Consider the following 17130-nt stretch of genomic DNA (forward strand, 5'->3'; position numbering starts at 1 on the left):
AGCTTTTTTCCTTCTTATTTTTGCAACGGGTATGAAGCTGATGACAATGCGTAGCGCCTCCGCCGCCGTTCTTCTGGCGTGTTCCTTCATGGCGCAAGCCGCCGATCAGCCGCCGTTGAAGTTAAGCGATCCGATACCGGTCGGCCCGCAGGTCAAGGTGGGCCAGCTGGCCAACGGCCTGACTTACTACGTGCAGAAGAACACCCGTCCAGAAAAGAAGCTGGAGCTGCGGCTGGTGGTGAAGGCCGGCTCGATCCTGGAAGACGACGACCAGCAAGGCCTGGCGCACTTCACCGAGCATATGGCCTTTAACGGCTCGACGAATTTCAAGCGCAACGAGCTGGTGTCCTATCTGCAGTCGATAGGCGTGAAGTTCGGCGCCGACCTGAATGCCTACACCACCTTTAACGAAACCGTCTACATCCTGCCGATACCGACCGACAAGCCGGAGGTGGTGAAGCAGGGCTTCCAGGTGCTGGAAGACTGGGCGCACGGCCTGTCGTTCAACGATGCCGATATCGACAGCGAACGCGGTATCGTGCTGGAGGAGCTGCGGCTCGGCAAAGGCGTGGACGACCGCATGAACAAGGTGCTGCTGCCGAAAATATTGAACGGCTCGCGCTATGCGCAGCGCATGCCGATCGGTAAAGAGGACATCCTCAAGAGCTTCAAGTACGACGCCGTCAAGCGCTTTTACCGCGACTGGTATCGCCCGGACCTGATGGCGGTGGTGGTGGTCGGCGATATCGAAGCAGCCGATGCCGAAAAGCTGATAGCCCAGCATTTCGGCGGCCTGAAAAATCCGCAGAACGAGCGTCCGCGCGAGTACGCCAGGATCCCTGAGCGCGCGGAGTCCGAGGGCGTGGTGTTCACGGACAAGGAGATCGGCGCGAACTCGGTCTACATCCGCTACCCGATCCAGGAATGGCCGGCCGGTACCACCATCGCCGACTATCGCCAGAAGCTGATCGAGAATATGTACAGCTTTATCCTCAGCCAGCGCATGCACGAGCTGACGCAGCAAGCCAATCCGCCGTTCCTGCAAGGTGGCAGCGGCATGAGCTCCGTGATGCGCGGCTACCGCTCGTTCGGCGCCGGCGCGGTGCTGGGAAAGGGCGGCGCCACGCCGGCCATCAACGCGCTGGTGCAGGAAGACCAGCGCGCGCGCCAGTACGGTTTTACCGCGTCCGAAGTGGAGCGCGCCAAGAAGGGCATATTGCGCAACTACGAACGCATGTACAACGAGCGGGATAAATCCGATTCGGCCGGCTATGCGGCGGAGTACATCCGCAACTTCCTCGAGAAAGAAACCATACCCGGCATCGCGATGGAGTACCGCTACGCCAATGAGCTGATACCGGGCATCGCGCTGTCCGAGGTGAACGCCGCCGTGCGGGCAGCGATCCCGGATAGCCAGAACAAGCTGGTGATCTACACGGGTACCGAGGCGACGGGCGTGCCGGCCCCCAAAGCCGACGAGCTGCTGGCCACCGCCAGCGCGGCCGAGAAGATCAGCGTCAAGGCGCAGGAGGAGAAGATCTATTCCAGCCAGCTGATGGCGGCGCCGCCCAAGGCCGGCAGCATCGTCAGCGAGAACGTCAACGTCAAGCTGGGGCTGACGGAGCTCACGCTGAGCAACGGCGTCAAGGTGGTGCTGAAGCCTACCGACTTCAATAACGACCAGGTGATACTGGCCGGCTTGCGTTATGGCGGCTGGTCGCTGTTCGGCGACCAGGATTTGTTTAATGCGCGCTATGCCAGCAACATCGTGCACCAGATGGGCGTGCGCGACTACACGCCGAGCGATCTGGTGAAGGTGTTGGCCGGGAAGACTGCGGGCGCCAATGCCAGCGTCAGTTCGATCAACGAGACGGTCAGCGGCGGCTCCGGCAGCGGCGACGTCGAGACCATGCTGCAGCTGGTGTACCTGAACATGACGCAGCCGCGCAAGGATGCGGCGATCTACAGCGCCTACGTGGACCGTCAGCGCGAACTGGCGAAGAACAATATGGCGCGGCCGGAGTCGATCTTCAGCGACACCATCACGGCGACGCTGTACAACAATAACCCGCGCGTGCAACGGGCGCCGAAGCCGGCCGACTTCGACCAGCTGGGCATGGACCGCGTGGTCGACATTTACAACAGCCGCCTGGCCAGCGCCAAGGACTTTACCTTCTTCATGGCGGGTAGCTTCGATGTCGCGAAGATCAAGCCGCTGATCGCCACCTATCTGGCCAGCCTGCCGGTGGGCGAGATTCCGGTGGCGTTCAAGGACGAAGGCGTGCGTCCGGTGCGTGGCGTCGTCAAGAAGGAAGTGCATGCGGGTTCTGAGCCCAAGAGCACGATCTCGCTGTCGTTCACCGGCGAGGCGTCGTTCTCGGCGCAGGAGCGCATGCGCCTGCAGGCACTGATCGAGGTGCTGAACATCAAGCTGATCGAGGTGCTACGCGAGAAGATGGGTGCGATGTACAGCGGCGGCGTGCGCGGCAACATGGAACGCATCCCGTACCAGAACTATTCGATCACGGCCAACCTGCCGTGCGCGCCGGAGAATGTGGACAAGGTGCTGGCAGCGACCTTCGCGGAGATCGACAAGATCAAGGAGAACGGCGCGGAAGACGCGGACCTGGCCAAGGTAAAGGCGTCCTGGATCGAGAACTACCGCAAGGGCTTGCGTGAGAACGGCTACTGGATGGCGGTGTTGATGAACGCCTTCTTCAACAAGACCGATCCGGCCGATGTGCTGACCTACGAATCGCGCGTGGGCGCGCTGACGGCGGCCGAGCTGAAAGACGCCGCCAGGCGCTATTTCGACACCAACAATTATGTGCAGGTGGTGCTGTATCCGGAGAAGTAATCGGGCCGCCTGTTACACTGGCGGCTTGTATCCATCACGAAGTAGAGAACTATCATGGCAAAGAAAAAAGAAGAGCTGGACCCGGAAACCCTGGAACTGATCCACTGGTGTATCGAAGTGGAGGGCTTCCTGGTAAAGGGCGGCGCCACGCAGGAACAGGCGCAGGAGCATATCGAAGAGCAGGTCGAGTGGTTCACGGATCTGTTCTACGATGGCTTGACGCCCGAGCAGGCGGCGAAGGAAGCGCTGGCCTGATCACGCACGCATTCATACAGACATTCGAGGTGTGGATTCTTGATTAAATCAATATCCTTATTTTTTTGCGGCGTGTTTTTTTCGACTGCGGCTTTTGCGCTTTCGCCCGCGCTACCAAAACACGGAAAGTATGGATTAATTAATACCAATGGGGATGTGGTCGCAGAACCCATATATGACTGGATCGGCCCGTTTGCCTCGAATGGGCTTGCTCCGGTGAGGATGAATGGGCGTGCTGGCTACGTCAATTCTCGCGGAGAAGAGGCCATCCCGTTGAAGTTTGACGACGTCGAAGGGTTTTCGGAGTCCGGGCTGGCTGGAGTAGTGGTTTCTGGAAAGAAGGGCTATATAAATGCCTCCGGCAGCTATGTCATCTCGCCGCAAGATGCCTGGGCCGGGATTCACGATGAGGTTTTTAATCAAACCCGGTTTGCCAGCAATGGCCTGGCGGCTGCGCAAGAGGTTGGCCAACGTTTGCCGAAATGGGGCTACATCGACTTACACGGCGATTGGGTCATCAAGCCCCAGTTCCTGCGTGCCAGCGCTTTCGATGCCAATGGCTTTGCCCGCGTTTCAAGGGGCGAGCATATCGAATTGATCGATCAAACTGGGCGGAAGGTGTTCAACACTGACTTTGCCGGGCTTGGCACATTTGCTGCAAATGGCCTCGCACCCGCGCGCCTCGACAACCAGTGGGGATACATTGATCGGACCGGGCGGTTCGTTATCTCCCCGCAGTTTTCGCTAGCCTGGGGATTCGGCGCTGACTCGCCTGATGGACTCACCAAGGTTTGCGGGGATGAAGATTGTGGTTACATCGACGCCAGTGGTAAGTTCCAATGGAAGTACGCTAAAAACGAACTGACTATCCATGGTTACGCAAACGGCTTTGTTCAGGTTCAAGATACTCGAAATGCTCACTGGGGCTTCGTCAATTTGCAGGGCGAAGTTTCCGTCAAGGCGGAATTTGAATCGGCAGGCCTGTTTTCGTCTCAAGGACTTGCCGCGGTGAGAAAGGAAGGGCTGTGCGGATACATCAATTCGCACGGCGAATTCGTCATCCCGCCTGCTTTTGCCCAGGCCGGAGAATTTTCCAGCCAGGGACTTGCCGTTGCCCAGAAAGCTGGGAAATGGGGATACATCGATATCAAAGGACGAACGGCCATCGCGTTTAAATTCGATGGCGCCGAAGCATTCAATATTTGGGGACTTGCCGTTGTGGAGGTCTTTTGATCATGCCTTATCTCCTTACCACATGATCACGCGCTGCTCCGGCGGCAGATACATCGGATCGCCCGGCTTGATGTCGAAGGCCTGATAGAAGCCTGGCTGGTTCATCACGGTGCCCTTGGCGCGGAATTCTCCAGGCGAGTGCGGATCGCTCTTGATCTGGGCGATCGCCGCTTCCGGGCGCAGCTTGGCGCGCCATTTCATCGCAAAGCCGATATACAGGCGCTGCTCGCCGGTCAGGCCGTCCAGTACTGGCGACGGCTTGCCTTGCAGCGAACGCTGATATGCCTGGTACGTGATCGACAGGCCTGAATTGTCGCCGATGTTTTCACCCAGGGTCAGCTCGCCGTTGATGAAGTAGCCCGGCACCGGGCTGTACGAACCATATTGTTTGACCAGGCCCGCGGCACGCGCCTTGAAGGCGGTGCGGTCTTCCGCAGTCCACCAGTTGCGCAGGCGACCCTTGGCGTCGTACTGGCTGCCGGAGTCGTCGAAGGCGTGGCTGATCTCATGGCCGAAGGTGATGCCGAGCAGGCCGTAGTTGACCGCGTCTTCGGCTTTCACGTTGAAGAACGGTGGTTGCAGGATCGCGGCCGGGATCGTGATGGCGTTCAGCGACGGGCTGTAGCTGGCGTTGACGGTTTGCGGCGTCATCGACCATTCGTCGCGGTCGACGGTCTTGCCCAGCTTCTCGAGGTTGCGCTGGCGGCTCCACGCGCGCGACGCGCGCACGTTGGCGATCAGGTCGTTCTTCTGGGTTTTCATGGCGCTATAGTCGCGCCATTTGTCCGGGTAGGCGATGTTCGGCTTCAAGGCCGCCAGCTTGAGCTGGGCTTCCTTCTTGGTCTCCGGTCCCATCCAATCCAGCTTCTCGATGCCGTCCTTGAACGAGGCCACGAAGTTGTTAAACATGGCCATCACGCGCGGTTTGGTTTCGGCCGTCAGATATTTTTCCACATACAGCTTGCCGACCGCGTCGCCCAGGGCGCCGTCGGTAAAGCGCAAGGCCAGCTGCCACTGCGGTTCGCTTTGCGGTACGCCGCGCAGCACCGTGCCTTCGAAGGCGAAGCGCTCCTTGACGGCGGCGTCATTCAGATAGGACGCGTAGCTTTCGATGATGCGCCAGTTGAAATAGCTCTTCCACGCGTCCAGCGGCACATTGGCCACGGTCTCGGAGAAACCGCCGAAGAAGCTCGGTTGGCGCACCACGGCCGACGATTCTTTCGGCGCCAGGCCGGCGGCAGTGAAGTAAGCCTTCCAGTCAAAGGCCGGCGCCAGCGTGGCGAATTTGTCGAACTCGACGCGGTTGTAGGACTTGACCGGATCGCGCATCTGCACGCGGGTCCATTGGGCGGAGGCCAGGCGGGTCTCGATGTCGAGGACCTGGGCGGCGTGGGCGACGGCGTCCTTGTCGCCGCTCATGGTCAGCATGGTCTCGATGTGCTGCTGGTATTTGGCGCGCACGGCCTTGAGCTTGGCGTCGTCGTCCTTGAGGTAGTAGTCGCGGTCCGGCAGGCCCAGGCCGGACTGGCTGATGCTGATGGTGTAGTGCTCGGGATCCTGCGCGTCGGCTGCGATGTAGGCCGAGAACGGCGTCTGGATGCCGTTGCCTTGCAGGTAGGCGAACAGCGCCGGCAAGTCCTTCTTGTCCTTGATGGCCGCCACGTGCGCGAGGTCGGTCTTCAATGGCTTGAAACCGGCCGCATTGCGCGCCTTGTCGTTCATGTAGCTGGTGTACAGGTCGGCGATCTTGTGGGCGTCGCTGCCTGGCTTGCCGGGGTTCTTGAGCGTGGCGTCGATCACGGCGCGCAGCTGGCCTTGCGCGGTCTCGCGCAATTCGATGTAGGTGCCCCAGGTCGATTTGTCGGCCGGGATCTCGGTGTTGCGGGTCCAGACGCCGTTGACGTAACCGTAGAAGTCATCCTGCGGACGTACCGCCGGGTCCAGGGTTTTCAGGTCGATGCCGGATACCGGCGCGGCGGTCTTTTCGGCTTGCTGGGCGTACAGCGACGGGGTGGAGCAGACGAGTAAGGCGCAGCAAGCGGCGCTGATAAGCGAACGATTCACGAGGAGTCCTTTAATTTTATTAGGGTGCACGCTGGAGTGGAGGTTTTGGTCTAGCATGCGACGGAAGATTATACCCGTCGAAATAGTGATGCATTGCAGCAATTGACCGCAGTCTTTGTAAACTTAAACAGGATTAATAATGCAAAATTCCGATCTCGATTCGATACGCGAAGTGCTCAGCGCACGCGAGCCGATCTTTCATCGCCGCGAACTCGGCACCAGTCGCGACGACTTACTTCAAATGACGGTGGACGATTTTTGGGAAATAGGCGCCAGCGGCGAGGCCTATGATCGCGACTTCGTGATTGCACACCTGCTGGAGCGCTACAAGACGCCGGAACCCGACGACTGGGCGTGTTCGGACTTCGCCATTCGCCAGATCGCCCAGGACCTCTACCAGCTCAACTACGTTCTACAGCAGCCGAACCGGCGAACACGCAGAACGACGCTCTGGCGGACAAGTAATGAAGGGTGGAAGATCGTCTTCCACCAAGGTACGATTATTGGATGATCTTATTCGGGGTCGTGACAGACGACGCACAGTTTGTTCCCCTCCGGGTCGCGGAAGTAGGCGCCGTAGTAGTTGGCATGGTAGTGCGGCCGCAACGCCGGCGGACCTTCGCACAGGCCGCCATGGGCCAGCGCGGAGGCGTGGGCGCGGTCCACCGCGGCGCGCGTCGGCGCCATCAGGGCCACCATCTGGCCGTTGCCGCAGGCTGCCGCTTGGCCGTCATACGGTTTGCCGATGATGAACAAGGGCCGCGCGCCTTCGGCCGGCTGCCATGCAGCCCACGGCTTGGCGGCGTCGCTGAAGCGCAGGCGCGTGCCCAGCTCCGTCATCACCGCGTTGTAGAAGGCGAACGACGGTTCGAACTCGTTAATCCCCACGTAGATATGCGATAGCATCGGTTTCCTCGATTGAGTGAGTATATCGTCAACATTTCGGGGTATAGTGTACGCGGAGACTTAATCAAATGGGGGAACACCATGGAACTGACGTCCGTCGCGCCGCCGCAGCTGCGCAGCCTTGCCGATTTGCCCGGGCCGAAAGGCCGGCCGCTGCTGGGGAATGTCCGCGATATCAATCGCAAGCCTTTGCACCAGGCGCTGGAGGATTGGAGCCGCGAGTTCGGCACCATGTACAAGTTCCGCATCATGCGCAAGGAGATCATCGCCACCTCGGACCGTGAACTGATCGCCAGCCTGCTGCGCGACCGGCCCGACGCGATGCGCCGCTCCAGCCGCACGGCCGACATGCTGAACGAAGTCGGCACGCGCGGCCTGTTCACGGCGGAGGGCGAGGATTGGCGCCGCCAGCGCAAGCTGGTGATGCGGGCGCTGACGCCGGAAGTGATCCATAACTTCTTCCCCACGCTGACGGCGTTGACCGAACGCCTGCGCCTGCGCTGGGAAGCCGCCATCGCCGCCGGCAAGCCGGTCGACGTGCTGCGCGACCTGAAGGCCTACACGCTGGACGTGACCATCGGCTTGTCGATGGGGCAGGACATCAACACGCTGGAGCTGGAGGAGCATCCACTGCAGCGCGATATCGAATTCCTGTTCAAACTGGTGGCCAAGCGTTTGACGTCGCCGTTTGCCTACTGGCGCATCGCTATGCTGAAGCGCGCCGACGACCACGAGGCCATCGCCGCCGCCGCGCGCATCCAGCGCGCCATCTTCGGCTTCATCGCCGAGGCCCGCAAGCGCATCGAGGCCAATCCGGCCTTGCGGCAGAAGCCATCGAATATGCTGGAGGCGCTGATCGTCGCCCGCGACGAGCCGGACTCCGGCCTGACCGACGAGGCGGTGGTCGGCAATGCGATCACCATGGTGTTCGCCGGCGAGGACACGACGTCGAACACGACGGCATGGCTGATCGATTTCCTGTCCACCCATCCGCAGGCCGCGCACAGCATGGCGGCGGAGACGGAACAGGTCCTCGGCGCCAAGGCCGTGCTGGACGACTATCACCTGCTGGACCGCCTGAAATACATCGACGCCGCCACCCGCGAGGCGATGCGCCTGAAACCGGTGGCGCCCATCATGGCGGCACAGCCGAACGACGACGCGGTGGTGGGCGATCTGCTGGTGCCGGCCGGTACGGTGATCTTCCTGCTGCTGCGGCAGGCGTCCGAGCGCGATTGCGACCTGGCGCAGCCGGAAAGCTTCCAGCCGGAGCGCTGGCTGGAGGGCGCCAACGGCAGCGGCGACGATCCCGCGCGCAAGCTGTTCCCCTTTGGCGGCGGGCCGCGCTTCTGCCCCGGCCGTTATCTGGCGATGGCCGAGATCAAGATGGCGATGTCCATGCTGGTCAAGAATTTTGCGATCGAGCGCGTGCCGGGCACGGCGCCGGTCGAGGAGCGCTTCACCTTCACGATGACGCCGAGCGCATTGCCGGTGCGACTGACCAAAAAAACATGCTAGTCTAGACGCGCATCTTAAAAAAAGGGAGAAATCATGCTGAAGAAGATCGCCATGGGTGTCGTCATTCTGGTGTTGGTCGTGCTGGGCCTGGCCGCGATGCAGCCGGACAGTTTCCGCGTGCAGCGCACCATCGCCATCAAGGCGCCGCCGGAGAAGATCCTGCCGCTGATCAGCGATTTCCACAACTGGACCTCGTGGTCTCCCTGGGAAAAGCTGGACCCGGCCATGAAGCGCACCTACAGCGGCGCACCGAGGGACCAGGGCGCCATCTATGCATGGGAAGGCGACGACAAGGTTGGCGCCGGACGCATGGAGATCACCGGCCAGGCGCCCGCCAAGGTGGACATCAAGCTCGATTTCCTGAAGCCGTTCGAATCGCACTGCCAGACCGAGTTCGCGCTGGAGACCAAGGGTGAGCTGACCACCGTGAGCTGGACCATGTCCGGCCCGAGCGACTTCATGACCAAGTTGATGGGCCTTGCGGTGAGCATGGACACCATGATCGGCAAGGACTTCGAAACCGGCCTGGCGAATATGAAGGCGGTGGCTGAAAAATAGCGTGAGCGGAGGCGGGCCATGAACAAGCGTCTGAGGCGGGCGGTGGCGATGCTGGCGATTCCGGCTGTCCTGATGGCGCCGGCCGGCGCCGCGCCCGTGCTGCGCCAGAGCCACCCGGTGATCGGCACCTGGCGGATCACCATGCCGGATGGCTCCTGCAGCGAGACCTATCGCATCCGCGCCGACGGCACCACGCTGGTGTTCAGCAACGAGGAGGTGGCCGAGTCCACCTTCGCCATCAGCGACCAGCCGGACAAGCAGGGCTTCTACAAGGAAGTCGACACCATCGTCAAGGATAACGGCAAGCGCGATTGCCTCGGCGATGTGACCGAGGTTGGGCGCGCCGTCACCAGCTATCTGCTGTTCCACCCCAGCGGCGACATGTTCCTGATGTGCGTGGAGCGGCGCACGGACAAGTGTATCGGCCCGTTCGTGCGGGTCAAGGGCAACGCCATTTAATCCGCATTTCAGCTTCGATACGCGCCGGGATTGACGCCCGCCCATTCCTTGAAGGCGTGGTTGAAGGCGCTCTGCTCCTGGTAGCCCAGCAGGAAGGCGATATCCACCAGGCCCAGTTCCGGCTGACGCAGATAGTCCTTGGCCAGCGCGAAGCGGGCCTGGTCCAGGATCTGCTGGAAGGTCGCGCCGGCCTCGCTCAACTTGCGTTGCAGCGTGCGCGGCGACAGTTTCAATTCTTCGGCGATGGACGCCAGCCGCACTTGGCCGTGCGCGAGGTTGCGGACGATGGCGGCGTGCACCTGCTGGGCGATCGAGTTGTCGGTCTGCGCGCGCTGGCGCAGCAGCTGCTCGGCGTGCTGTTGCAGCACCGGGTAGAGGCTGACGTCGGCGTTCGGCACCGGGAAGGCCAGCAGGGCGGCGTCGAAGCTGGCGACGTTGGCCGGCGCGCCGAAGCTGGGCATGGCGCCCAGCACGCGCACATATTCGTCGCGGGCTTCGGCGGCGCCGCCGTCGTGCATCAGCGCCAGTTGCGCGGCCGGCAGCGTGATCCCGGCCAGCCAGTTGCCGAACACGCGGATGCCGGCGAACACGCTGTCGGCCAGGTGGCGCTGGGCCGGGCCGTAGTTGCTATGCCAGGTGTAGTGGGCCACGCCGTCCGCCACCGTCAGTGTGGAGCGGCCCAGGTCATGCGCCAGCTGCTCGTAGCGCATGGTCTGCTCGAAGGCCTGGCCGAAGTCGCGGCAGCTGAGCAGGATCAGTCCATACACGCTGTAGGTGCCCAGCTTGACCCGTTCGCCCACGTGCAGGCCGAAATGCGGATCGGCCGCCAGCTCGGCGCCGATGTCGAGCAGGCGCACGTAATCGTCGGCGTGCAGCGTATCGGGCAGCGGTTGCAGGGCGCCCGCCGTCATGCCGGCGGCGCGTTCCAGCGCCGCAGCCGTGACGCCGCGCGCCGCCGCCGCTTCGAGCAGGGGCTGCAGGTAGGAGCCGGCCACGCGGCGCGACAGGTCAGCGGGCATGCTTGGCATGATCGAACAAGGCGAGTGTCATAAAAGCGCAATACCAGGTTGGTTCGTTATCTTATTCTGTTGTCATTCAAACTCGGTGCGCGCCAGTATAGCAAGCGCTCCGCTACGCAGACAGGAAAACAATGAGACGCTGGAACGGTTGGGGTGACGATACGATAGAGTTTGCGCTGAACGAGGATGCGCTGGGCTTTCTGGCCCAGCGCGTCGGTGCCGGCAGGCCGGTGGCGGATGCGGCGTTCGAGCAGGCCTGTGCGCGGATCGCGCCATCGCGGCTGCCGCCGCATGCGTTGATCGATGGGTTGATCGATACATCGGCCGAGGTCCGCTTGCGCAATGCACTGGGCCAGAGCCTGCCGGACTGGCTGCGCCTGCGCTATGGCGTGATCGAGACGGCGCCGGACGGCGTGGCCTATCCGGAGAGCGCGGAGCAGGTGCGGGCGCTGATCGACTATGCGCAGCAGTTCGGCGTGGCGCTGATACCGCAGGGTGGCGGCACCAGCGTGGCCGGGCATCTGACGGCGCCGGCCGGCGCTCGGCCGGTGCTGGCGGTGAACCTGACGCGCTTGCGGCAGATGTATTACCTGGACACGGAATCGCAGCTGGCGACCTTCGGCGCCGGCGTGTTCGGGCCGGACCTGGAGGCGCAATTGCGCGCACGAGGTTATACGCTGGGCCACTTCCCGCAGTCGTTCGAATATTCGACGCTGGGCGGCTGGGTGGTGACGCGGTCTTCCGGCCAGCAGTCGCTGCGCTACGGGCGCATCGAGCAGATGTTCAAGGGCGGAAAGGTGGAGACGCCGGCCGGCACGCTGGATATTCCGACCTTCCCGGCATCGGCGGCGGGCACGGATCTGCGCGAGATGGTGCTGGGTTCCGAGGGGCGGCTGGGCATCCTGACCGAGGCCACGGTGCGCGTGACGCCGCTGCCGGAGTACGAGGCCTTCCATGCGGTGTTCTTCCCGAGCTGGGCGGCGGCGGAGACGGCTGTGCGGCAGGTGGTGCAGGCGGGGTTGTCGCTGTCGATGCTGCGCTTGTCGAATCCATTGGAGACGACCACCATGCTGGCGCTGGCCGGCCACAAGAAATTGATCGCCGCGCTGGAACGCTACCTGTCGTGGCGCGGCTGCAAGGATGGCAAGTGCATGCTGATGATAGGCGTCAGCGGCCGCAAGACCGCGGCCAAGGCGGCGCTGAAGGATGCGCTGGCGCTGACGGCGACGCACGGCGGTGTGCACATCGGCCGCAAGATGGGCGACAAGTGGAAGCAGAACCGTTTCCGTAACGTCTACCTGCGCAACGCGGCCTGGCAGCACGGCTATGCGATCGATACGGTGGAGACGGCGGTGGACTGGCCGCGCGTCGGCACGATGATGCAAGCGCTGGAAGCTGCCGCCACCGGAGCGCTGGCGCAGCATGGCGAGAAGGTGCACGCCTATACGCACTTGTCGCATCTGTACGCGCAGGGCGCGAGCGTTTATTCGACCTTTGTGTACCGGCTTGCCGGCGACTATGAACAGGATCTGGCGCGCTGGCGCACGCTCAAGCACGCGGTGAGCATGGCGATCGTCGAAAACGGCGGCACCATCAGCCACCAGCATGGCGTGGGCAGCGACCACGCGCCTTACCTGGTGGCGGAGAAGGGCGAGTTGGGCTTGTCGGCGATGCGGGCGATGTTCGCGCACTTCGATCCGCAGCAGATCATGAATCCCGGGAAGCTGCTGCCATGACGGCGCTGTGGCGCAGCGGCGGGCGTACCGGCTTGACGGAGGTACTGGGGCGCGAATGGGATTTGATCGTGATCGGCGGCGGCATCACCGGCGCGGGGATTTTGCTGGAGGCTTCGCGGCGCGGCTTGAAGGCGCTGCTGGTGGAGCAGCGGGATTTTGCCTGGGGCACGTCGAGCCGCTCGTCCAAGCTGGTGCACGGCGGCTTGCGGTATTTGAAGGAAGGCCAGTTTGCGCTGACGCGCGAGTCGGTGCAGGAGCGGGAGCATTTGCTGCAGCAAGCGGCGGGGCTGGTGGAGCCGCAGAGTTTTGCGTTCGGCGAGTTTGAAGGTCGCAAGCCGGGCAAGCGCATGTTTCTGCTTGGGCTGGCGATCTATGACCGCATGGCTGGGCAGAAGGCGCGCCATTATTTCGGCCGGGACGAGTTCGAGGCGCTGGCGCCGAACGTGTCCACCAAGGGGCTGAAGGGCGGCATGGTCTACACCGACGCCAAGACGGACGATGCGCGGCTGGTGATGCGCGTGCTGCAGGAGGCGCAGCAGCATGGCGGCGTCGCCGTCAATTACATGGCGGTGGAATCGCTGCTGCGGGCGGACGGCGGCGTGCGCGGCGTACGTGTGCGCGATGGACTGGGCGGCGCGCAGCATGATGTGCGCGCACGGCTGGTCATCAGCGCGACCGGCGCGTGGGCCGACGGCTTGCGCTTGCAGGGCGATGCGGCGGCGCGCGGCGCCAAGCCGCGCTTGCGGCCTTTGCGCGGCAGCCATCTGGTGCTGCCGGCCTGGCGCTTGCCGCTGGCGCAGGCGATCAGTTTGATGCATCCGCAGGACGGCCGGCCGGTGTTCGCCTTTCCGTGGGAAGGCGTGACGCTCGTAGGCACGACGGATGTCGATCACAAGGGCGACCTGTCGCGCGAGGCGGCGATCACGCGCGCCGAAGTCGATTACCTGATGGCGGCCTTGCACGACCAGTTCCCGCATTTGGGCTTGCAGGAGAGCGACGTGATTGCCAGCTATGCGGGCGTGCGCCCGGTGATCGACAGCGGCAAGGCCGATCCGTCGAAGGAAGGGCGCGATCATGCGCTGTGGCTGGAGGATGGGCTGCTGACGGTCACCGGCGGCAAGCTGACCACGTTCCGCGTGATCGCGCTGGATGCGCTCAAGCTGGCGGCCACCTTGCTGCCGGACTGGCGCGACAAGCTGGAGCCGCAACCTGTCTTCGGCGTTGCCCCGACGACGGGAAGCAGCGCGGCGATGGCGCGCGCCTTGCCCTACCAACGCCACCTGCCGGCGGGCCAGGCGCATCGCCTGCACGGACGCTACGGCGCGCTGGCGCGGGAGCTGATCGAGGCGGCACAGCCGGGCGAACTGTCGCTGATCGCCGGCACGGAGACCATCTGGGCGCAACTGCGCTGGGCGGCCCGTTGCGAGTCGGTGCAGAAGCTGGAGGACCTGCTGCTGCGCCGCAGCCGCATCGGCATCCAGCTGCGCGGCGGCGGCGTCGAGATCCTCGGCCGCATACGCGCCATCTGCCAGCCGGAATTGGGCTGGAGCGACGAGCGCTGGGATGTCGAGCAGGCTGCCTATCTGGCATTATGGAATACCCACTACAGTTTGCCCGCATAGAGAGCGACATGGCCGATCAATACCTTCTTTCCATCGACAACGGCACGCAGAGTGTGCGCGCGCTGCTGTTCGATTTGAACGGCAACCTGGCCGCCAAGGCGCAGGTGCATTTGCAGGCTTACTTCTCCGATCATCCCGGCTGGGCGGAGCATGACGCCGACGGCTACTGGACGGCGGTCGGCCAGGCGTGCCGGCAGCTGTGGGCTTCGACCGATATCCCGCGTTCCGCCGTCAAGGGCGTGGCGGTGACGACGCAGCGCGGCACGGTGGTCAACCTGGACCGCGACGGCAAGGTGCTGCGGCCGGCGATCACTTGGCTGGACCAGCGCCGCGTGGGCAAGCAGAAGCCGCTGAGTTTTTTGTGGCGCACCGCGTTCAAGCTGGCGCGCGTTGCCGGCACCATCGAATACTTCCGGCGCGAAGCGGAGATCAACTGGATCGCCGAGCACCAGCCGGAGATATGGGCCCGGACCGACAAATACCTGCTGCTGTCGGGATTCCTCAATTTCCGCTTGTGCGGGCGGCATGTCGACTCCGTCGGTTCGCAGGTGGCGTACCTGCCGTTCGACTACAAGCGCCACAAGTGGGCCGGGGCGCGCGACTGGAAATGGGAAGCGCTGGCCATCAAGCCGGAGATGCTGCCGGAGCTGGTGGCGCCGGGCACGGTGATCGGCGCGATCACCGCCGCCGCCGCCGAGGCGACCGGCATCCCGCAAGGCACGCCGCTGGTGGCGGCCGCCGCCGACAAAGCCTGCGAGGTGATCGGCGCCGGCGCGCTGGAGCCGCACATCGCTTGCCTGAGCTACGGCACCACGGCGACCATCAACACCACGACAAAAAAATATGTCGAGGTTACGCCGTTGATACCGCCTTATCCGGCGGCCGTTCCGGGCGCCTACAGCACGGAGGTGCAGATCTTCCGCGGCTACTGGATGGTGAACTGGTTCAAGGAGCAGTTCGGGCACTTCGAGCAGATGGCCGGCTTGGAGCAGGGCAGGTCGCCGGAGGCGATGTTCGATTTGCTGGTGAACGAAGTGCCACCCGGTTCGATGGGGCTGATGCTGCAACCGTACTGGAGCCCCGGCATCAAGACGCCCGGCCCGGAGGCCAAGGGGGCGATGATCGGTTTCGGCGACGTCCACACGCGCGCCCATATGTACCGGGCGATACTCGAAGGCCTGGCCTACGCGCTGCGCGAAGGGAAGGAACGGATCGAGAAACGCAGCGGCGTGCCGGTGACGGAGTTGCGCGTGGCCGGCGGCGGTTCGCAGAGCGACGCGGCGATGCAGCTGACGGCCGATATCTTCGGCCTGCCGGCGGCGCGCGCGCATGTGTACGAGACGTCGGGACTGGGCGCGGCCATTGCGGTGGCGGCGGGACTGGGGCTGCACAAGGACTTCGACAGCGCCACGCACGCGATGACGCGGCCGGGCCGGGTGTTCCAGCCGATCGAGGCGAACCGGCAGATCTACGACAAGCTGTACCGGCGCGTGTATCTGAACATGTACAAGCAACTGCAGCCGATGTACCAGGAGATCGCCGACATCACTGGTTATCCCGAACAGCTCTGAAATCGGTTTGTGGCATAATATATTTTCGATAATATTATGTTTGCCATATCGGGCGCGTCGCGATGTTGAGCAGTTCTATGGTGCGCGCACAAGATGACGCCATGCCGGCGTTACGCAGTTCTGCCCAGGCCGTCATGGCGCGGCTTCGGGCCGACAATGCCAATTGACTCAACTTTAGGGAGTAACGAAATGCTAGTGCATATTTTTCGAGGACCAGGTCGGGTGTTTGGCGTTACCGAGGACGAGAATGGGGCGAATCTGCCGGCAAAGTTTGCGCCGTGGGTTCTCTTTAAACCGCTGGAGTTGAACCGGGATGTTGCGACCCCAGGTCTTGATGTGAACGAGTGTCTCGATGACATCGCGCAGTATGGACTCCACCTCACCGATGCACATGTCCGCATCACAGACTCTGTATTTTAGCAGCGCTGCCGATATTCCGTAGGGCTCATACCTTCGATTCGCCGGAATGCGGCGGCGAAGGCGGATGGGGTCTGGTAGCCGACGGCCAGGGCGACCTGGGTCAACGGGATCGAAGGATCGAGCATCAGTGAGCGGGCGCGCGCCATGCGCTGGGTCACCAGCCACTGGTGCGGCGTCAGGCCGGTGCTGCGGCGGAAGGCGGCGCAGAAGTAGAAGCGGGACAAGCCGACCAGCTGCGCGAGATCATCCAGCCGGACCTCTTCATCGAGCCGCTCCTGCAGATATTCCGTCACGCGGCGGACCTGCCAGTTCGCCAGGCCGCCTTTGGCGCCCGGACCTTCGCGCCGGCAGGTGGTCGAGTGGCCGCGCACCAGTTGCATGCACAGCAGATCGATCGCCTGCTCGATAAACAGGCCGTTGCCGGTGTCGTCGCGGCAGGCTTCGGAGGACAGGATCTCCAGCAAGGCGCTGGCGGTGGGGTCGGGCAGCGCCACCCGGTCCAGCAGCTGCACGGCGGGACCGCGATGGCCGGTCGCCTCGGCGCAGGCTTGCAGGCGCGCGTCCGAAAAATAAACATGTGAGACCTCGATGGCGCCCGCGATCATCCATGCGGCCTCGTGACCGCTGGGGATCAGCGTGATCGACTTCTGCCGCGTGACGCATTGCTGGTAGCGGCCGCCGTCGCGCCATTCGATTCTTCGCGGTGCGCCGTAGTAGGTCATGACCACATGGTCCGCCATCGGCTCGACATGGGATGTGAAGCCACTGTGCGCCCATCGTTCCGTGATGCAGGCGCCGCTGCCGCAGACGTCGGCACGCAGGCGCGGGGCGACATCGAGCACGCGATTCATCTCTTGCATGGCGCTGCGGTCCAGCATGGCCTGATATCTCCAATTGCAATGACCGCGTAAG

14 protein-coding genes are annotated in these 17130 nt (G+C 63.3%); 10 read left to right on the forward strand and 4 right to left on the reverse strand.

The features are described 5' to 3' along the window. The first annotated feature begins 31 nt into the window (after positions 1 to 31). From D0T21_RS01730 to D0T21_RS01740, 3 genes are read left to right on the forward strand one after another with little or no spacing between them, the layout of a single operon-like run. Positions 32 to 2857: a pitrilysin family protein gene (locus D0T21_RS01730; protein WP_116988130.1), complete on the forward strand. Its 2826-nt coding sequence runs from the start codon at positions 32 to 34 to the stop codon at positions 2855 to 2857. A 54-nt stretch (positions 2858 to 2911) separates the two neighbouring features. Further along, on the forward strand, positions 2912 to 3112 hold the full coding sequence (locus tag D0T21_RS01735; RefSeq protein ID WP_020702248.1) for a hypothetical protein: 201 nt from the start codon (positions 2912 to 2914) through the stop codon (positions 3110 to 3112). A gap of 39 nt (positions 3113 to 3151) precedes the next feature. Further along, positions 3152 to 4345 (forward strand): WG repeat-containing protein, encoded by a 1194-nt coding sequence (locus tag D0T21_RS01740; protein ID WP_116994256.1) that lies wholly within the window; start codon positions 3152 to 3154, stop codon positions 4343 to 4345. Between the two features lie 15 nt (positions 4346 to 4360). Here D0T21_RS01740 and D0T21_RS01745 read toward each other — a convergent pair whose 3' ends face one another. Further along, positions 4361 to 6409 (reverse strand): M13 family metallopeptidase, encoded by a 2049-nt coding sequence (locus tag D0T21_RS01745; RefSeq protein ID WP_116988132.1) that lies wholly within the window; start codon positions 6407 to 6409, stop codon positions 4361 to 4363. A 139-nt stretch (positions 6410 to 6548) separates the two neighbouring features. Between D0T21_RS01745 and D0T21_RS01750 the strand changes: the two genes are divergently transcribed. Then, positions 6549 to 6920 (forward strand): DUF4440 domain-containing protein, encoded by a 372-nt coding sequence (locus D0T21_RS01750; RefSeq protein ID WP_116988133.1) that lies wholly within the window; start codon positions 6549 to 6551, stop codon positions 6918 to 6920. A gap of 2 nt (positions 6921 to 6922) precedes the next feature. Here the strand turns inward: D0T21_RS01750 and D0T21_RS01755 are convergent, their stop codons facing one another. Next, positions 6923 to 7315, reverse strand: a complete 393-nt coding sequence (locus D0T21_RS01755) for a VOC family protein (RefSeq protein ID WP_116988134.1) — start codon at positions 7313 to 7315, stop codon at positions 6923 to 6925. 81 nt (positions 7316 to 7396) lie between these two features. Here D0T21_RS01755 and D0T21_RS01760 point away from each other — a divergent pair, with 81 nt between their 5' ends. The 3 genes from D0T21_RS01760 to D0T21_RS01770 are packed head-to-tail and all read left to right on the forward strand — an operon-like array spanning position 7397 to position 9850. Then, a complete protein-coding gene (locus tag D0T21_RS01760) occupies positions 7397 to 8833 on the forward strand; it encodes a cytochrome P450 (protein ID WP_116988135.1) in 1437 nt (478 codons plus the stop codon). A gap of 33 nt (positions 8834 to 8866) precedes the next feature. After that, positions 8867 to 9391, forward strand: coding sequence for an SRPBCC family protein (locus D0T21_RS01765; RefSeq protein WP_116988136.1), 525 nt, complete (start codon positions 8867 to 8869; stop codon positions 9389 to 9391). An 18-nt stretch (positions 9392 to 9409) separates the two neighbouring features. Next, a complete protein-coding gene (locus tag D0T21_RS01770) occupies positions 9410 to 9850 on the forward strand; it encodes a hypothetical protein (RefSeq protein ID WP_116988137.1) in 441 nt (146 codons plus the stop codon). 8 nt (positions 9851 to 9858) lie between these two features. On the opposite strand, the gene D0T21_RS01775 is transcribed toward D0T21_RS01770, so the two are convergent. Next, a complete protein-coding gene (locus tag D0T21_RS01775) occupies positions 9859 to 10878 on the reverse strand; it encodes an AraC family transcriptional regulator (protein ID WP_116988138.1) in 1020 nt (339 codons plus the stop codon). Positions 10879 to 11000: 122 nt separating this feature from the next. Here D0T21_RS01775 and D0T21_RS01780 point away from each other — a divergent pair, with 122 nt between their 5' ends. The 3 genes from D0T21_RS01780 to D0T21_RS01790 are packed head-to-tail and all read left to right on the forward strand — an operon-like array spanning position 11001 to position 15798. After that, the gene (locus tag D0T21_RS01780; protein ID WP_116988139.1) at positions 11001 to 12605 is read left to right on the forward strand and encodes an FAD-binding oxidoreductase; all 1605 of its coding nucleotides are present in this window, start codon (positions 11001 to 11003) and stop codon (positions 12603 to 12605) included. Continuing rightward, entirely contained in the window at positions 12602 to 14227 is a 1626-nt protein-coding gene (locus D0T21_RS01785; RefSeq protein ID WP_116988140.1) for a glycerol-3-phosphate dehydrogenase/oxidase, read from the forward strand. The genes D0T21_RS01780 and D0T21_RS01785 overlap by 4 nt, the downstream gene beginning before the upstream one ends. 8 nt (positions 14228 to 14235) lie before the next feature. Next, entirely contained in the window at positions 14236 to 15798 is a 1563-nt protein-coding gene (locus D0T21_RS01790) for an FGGY-family carbohydrate kinase (RefSeq protein WP_116988141.1), read from the forward strand. 416 nt (positions 15799 to 16214) lie between these two features. Here the strand turns inward: D0T21_RS01790 and D0T21_RS01800 are convergent, their stop codons facing one another. Beyond that, positions 16215 to 17096 carry an AraC family transcriptional regulator gene (locus D0T21_RS01800; RefSeq protein ID WP_158567946.1) on the reverse strand — a complete coding sequence of 294 codons (882 nt, stop codon included), beginning with the start codon at positions 17094 to 17096 and terminating at the stop codon, positions 16215 to 16217. Positions 17097 to 17130 lie beyond the last annotated feature (34 nt).

Origin of the sequence: Duganella sp. BJB476 (genome assembly GCF_003416895.1) — a bacterium.
Lineage (GTDB): Bacteria > Pseudomonadota > Gammaproteobacteria > Burkholderiales > Burkholderiaceae_D > Rugamonas.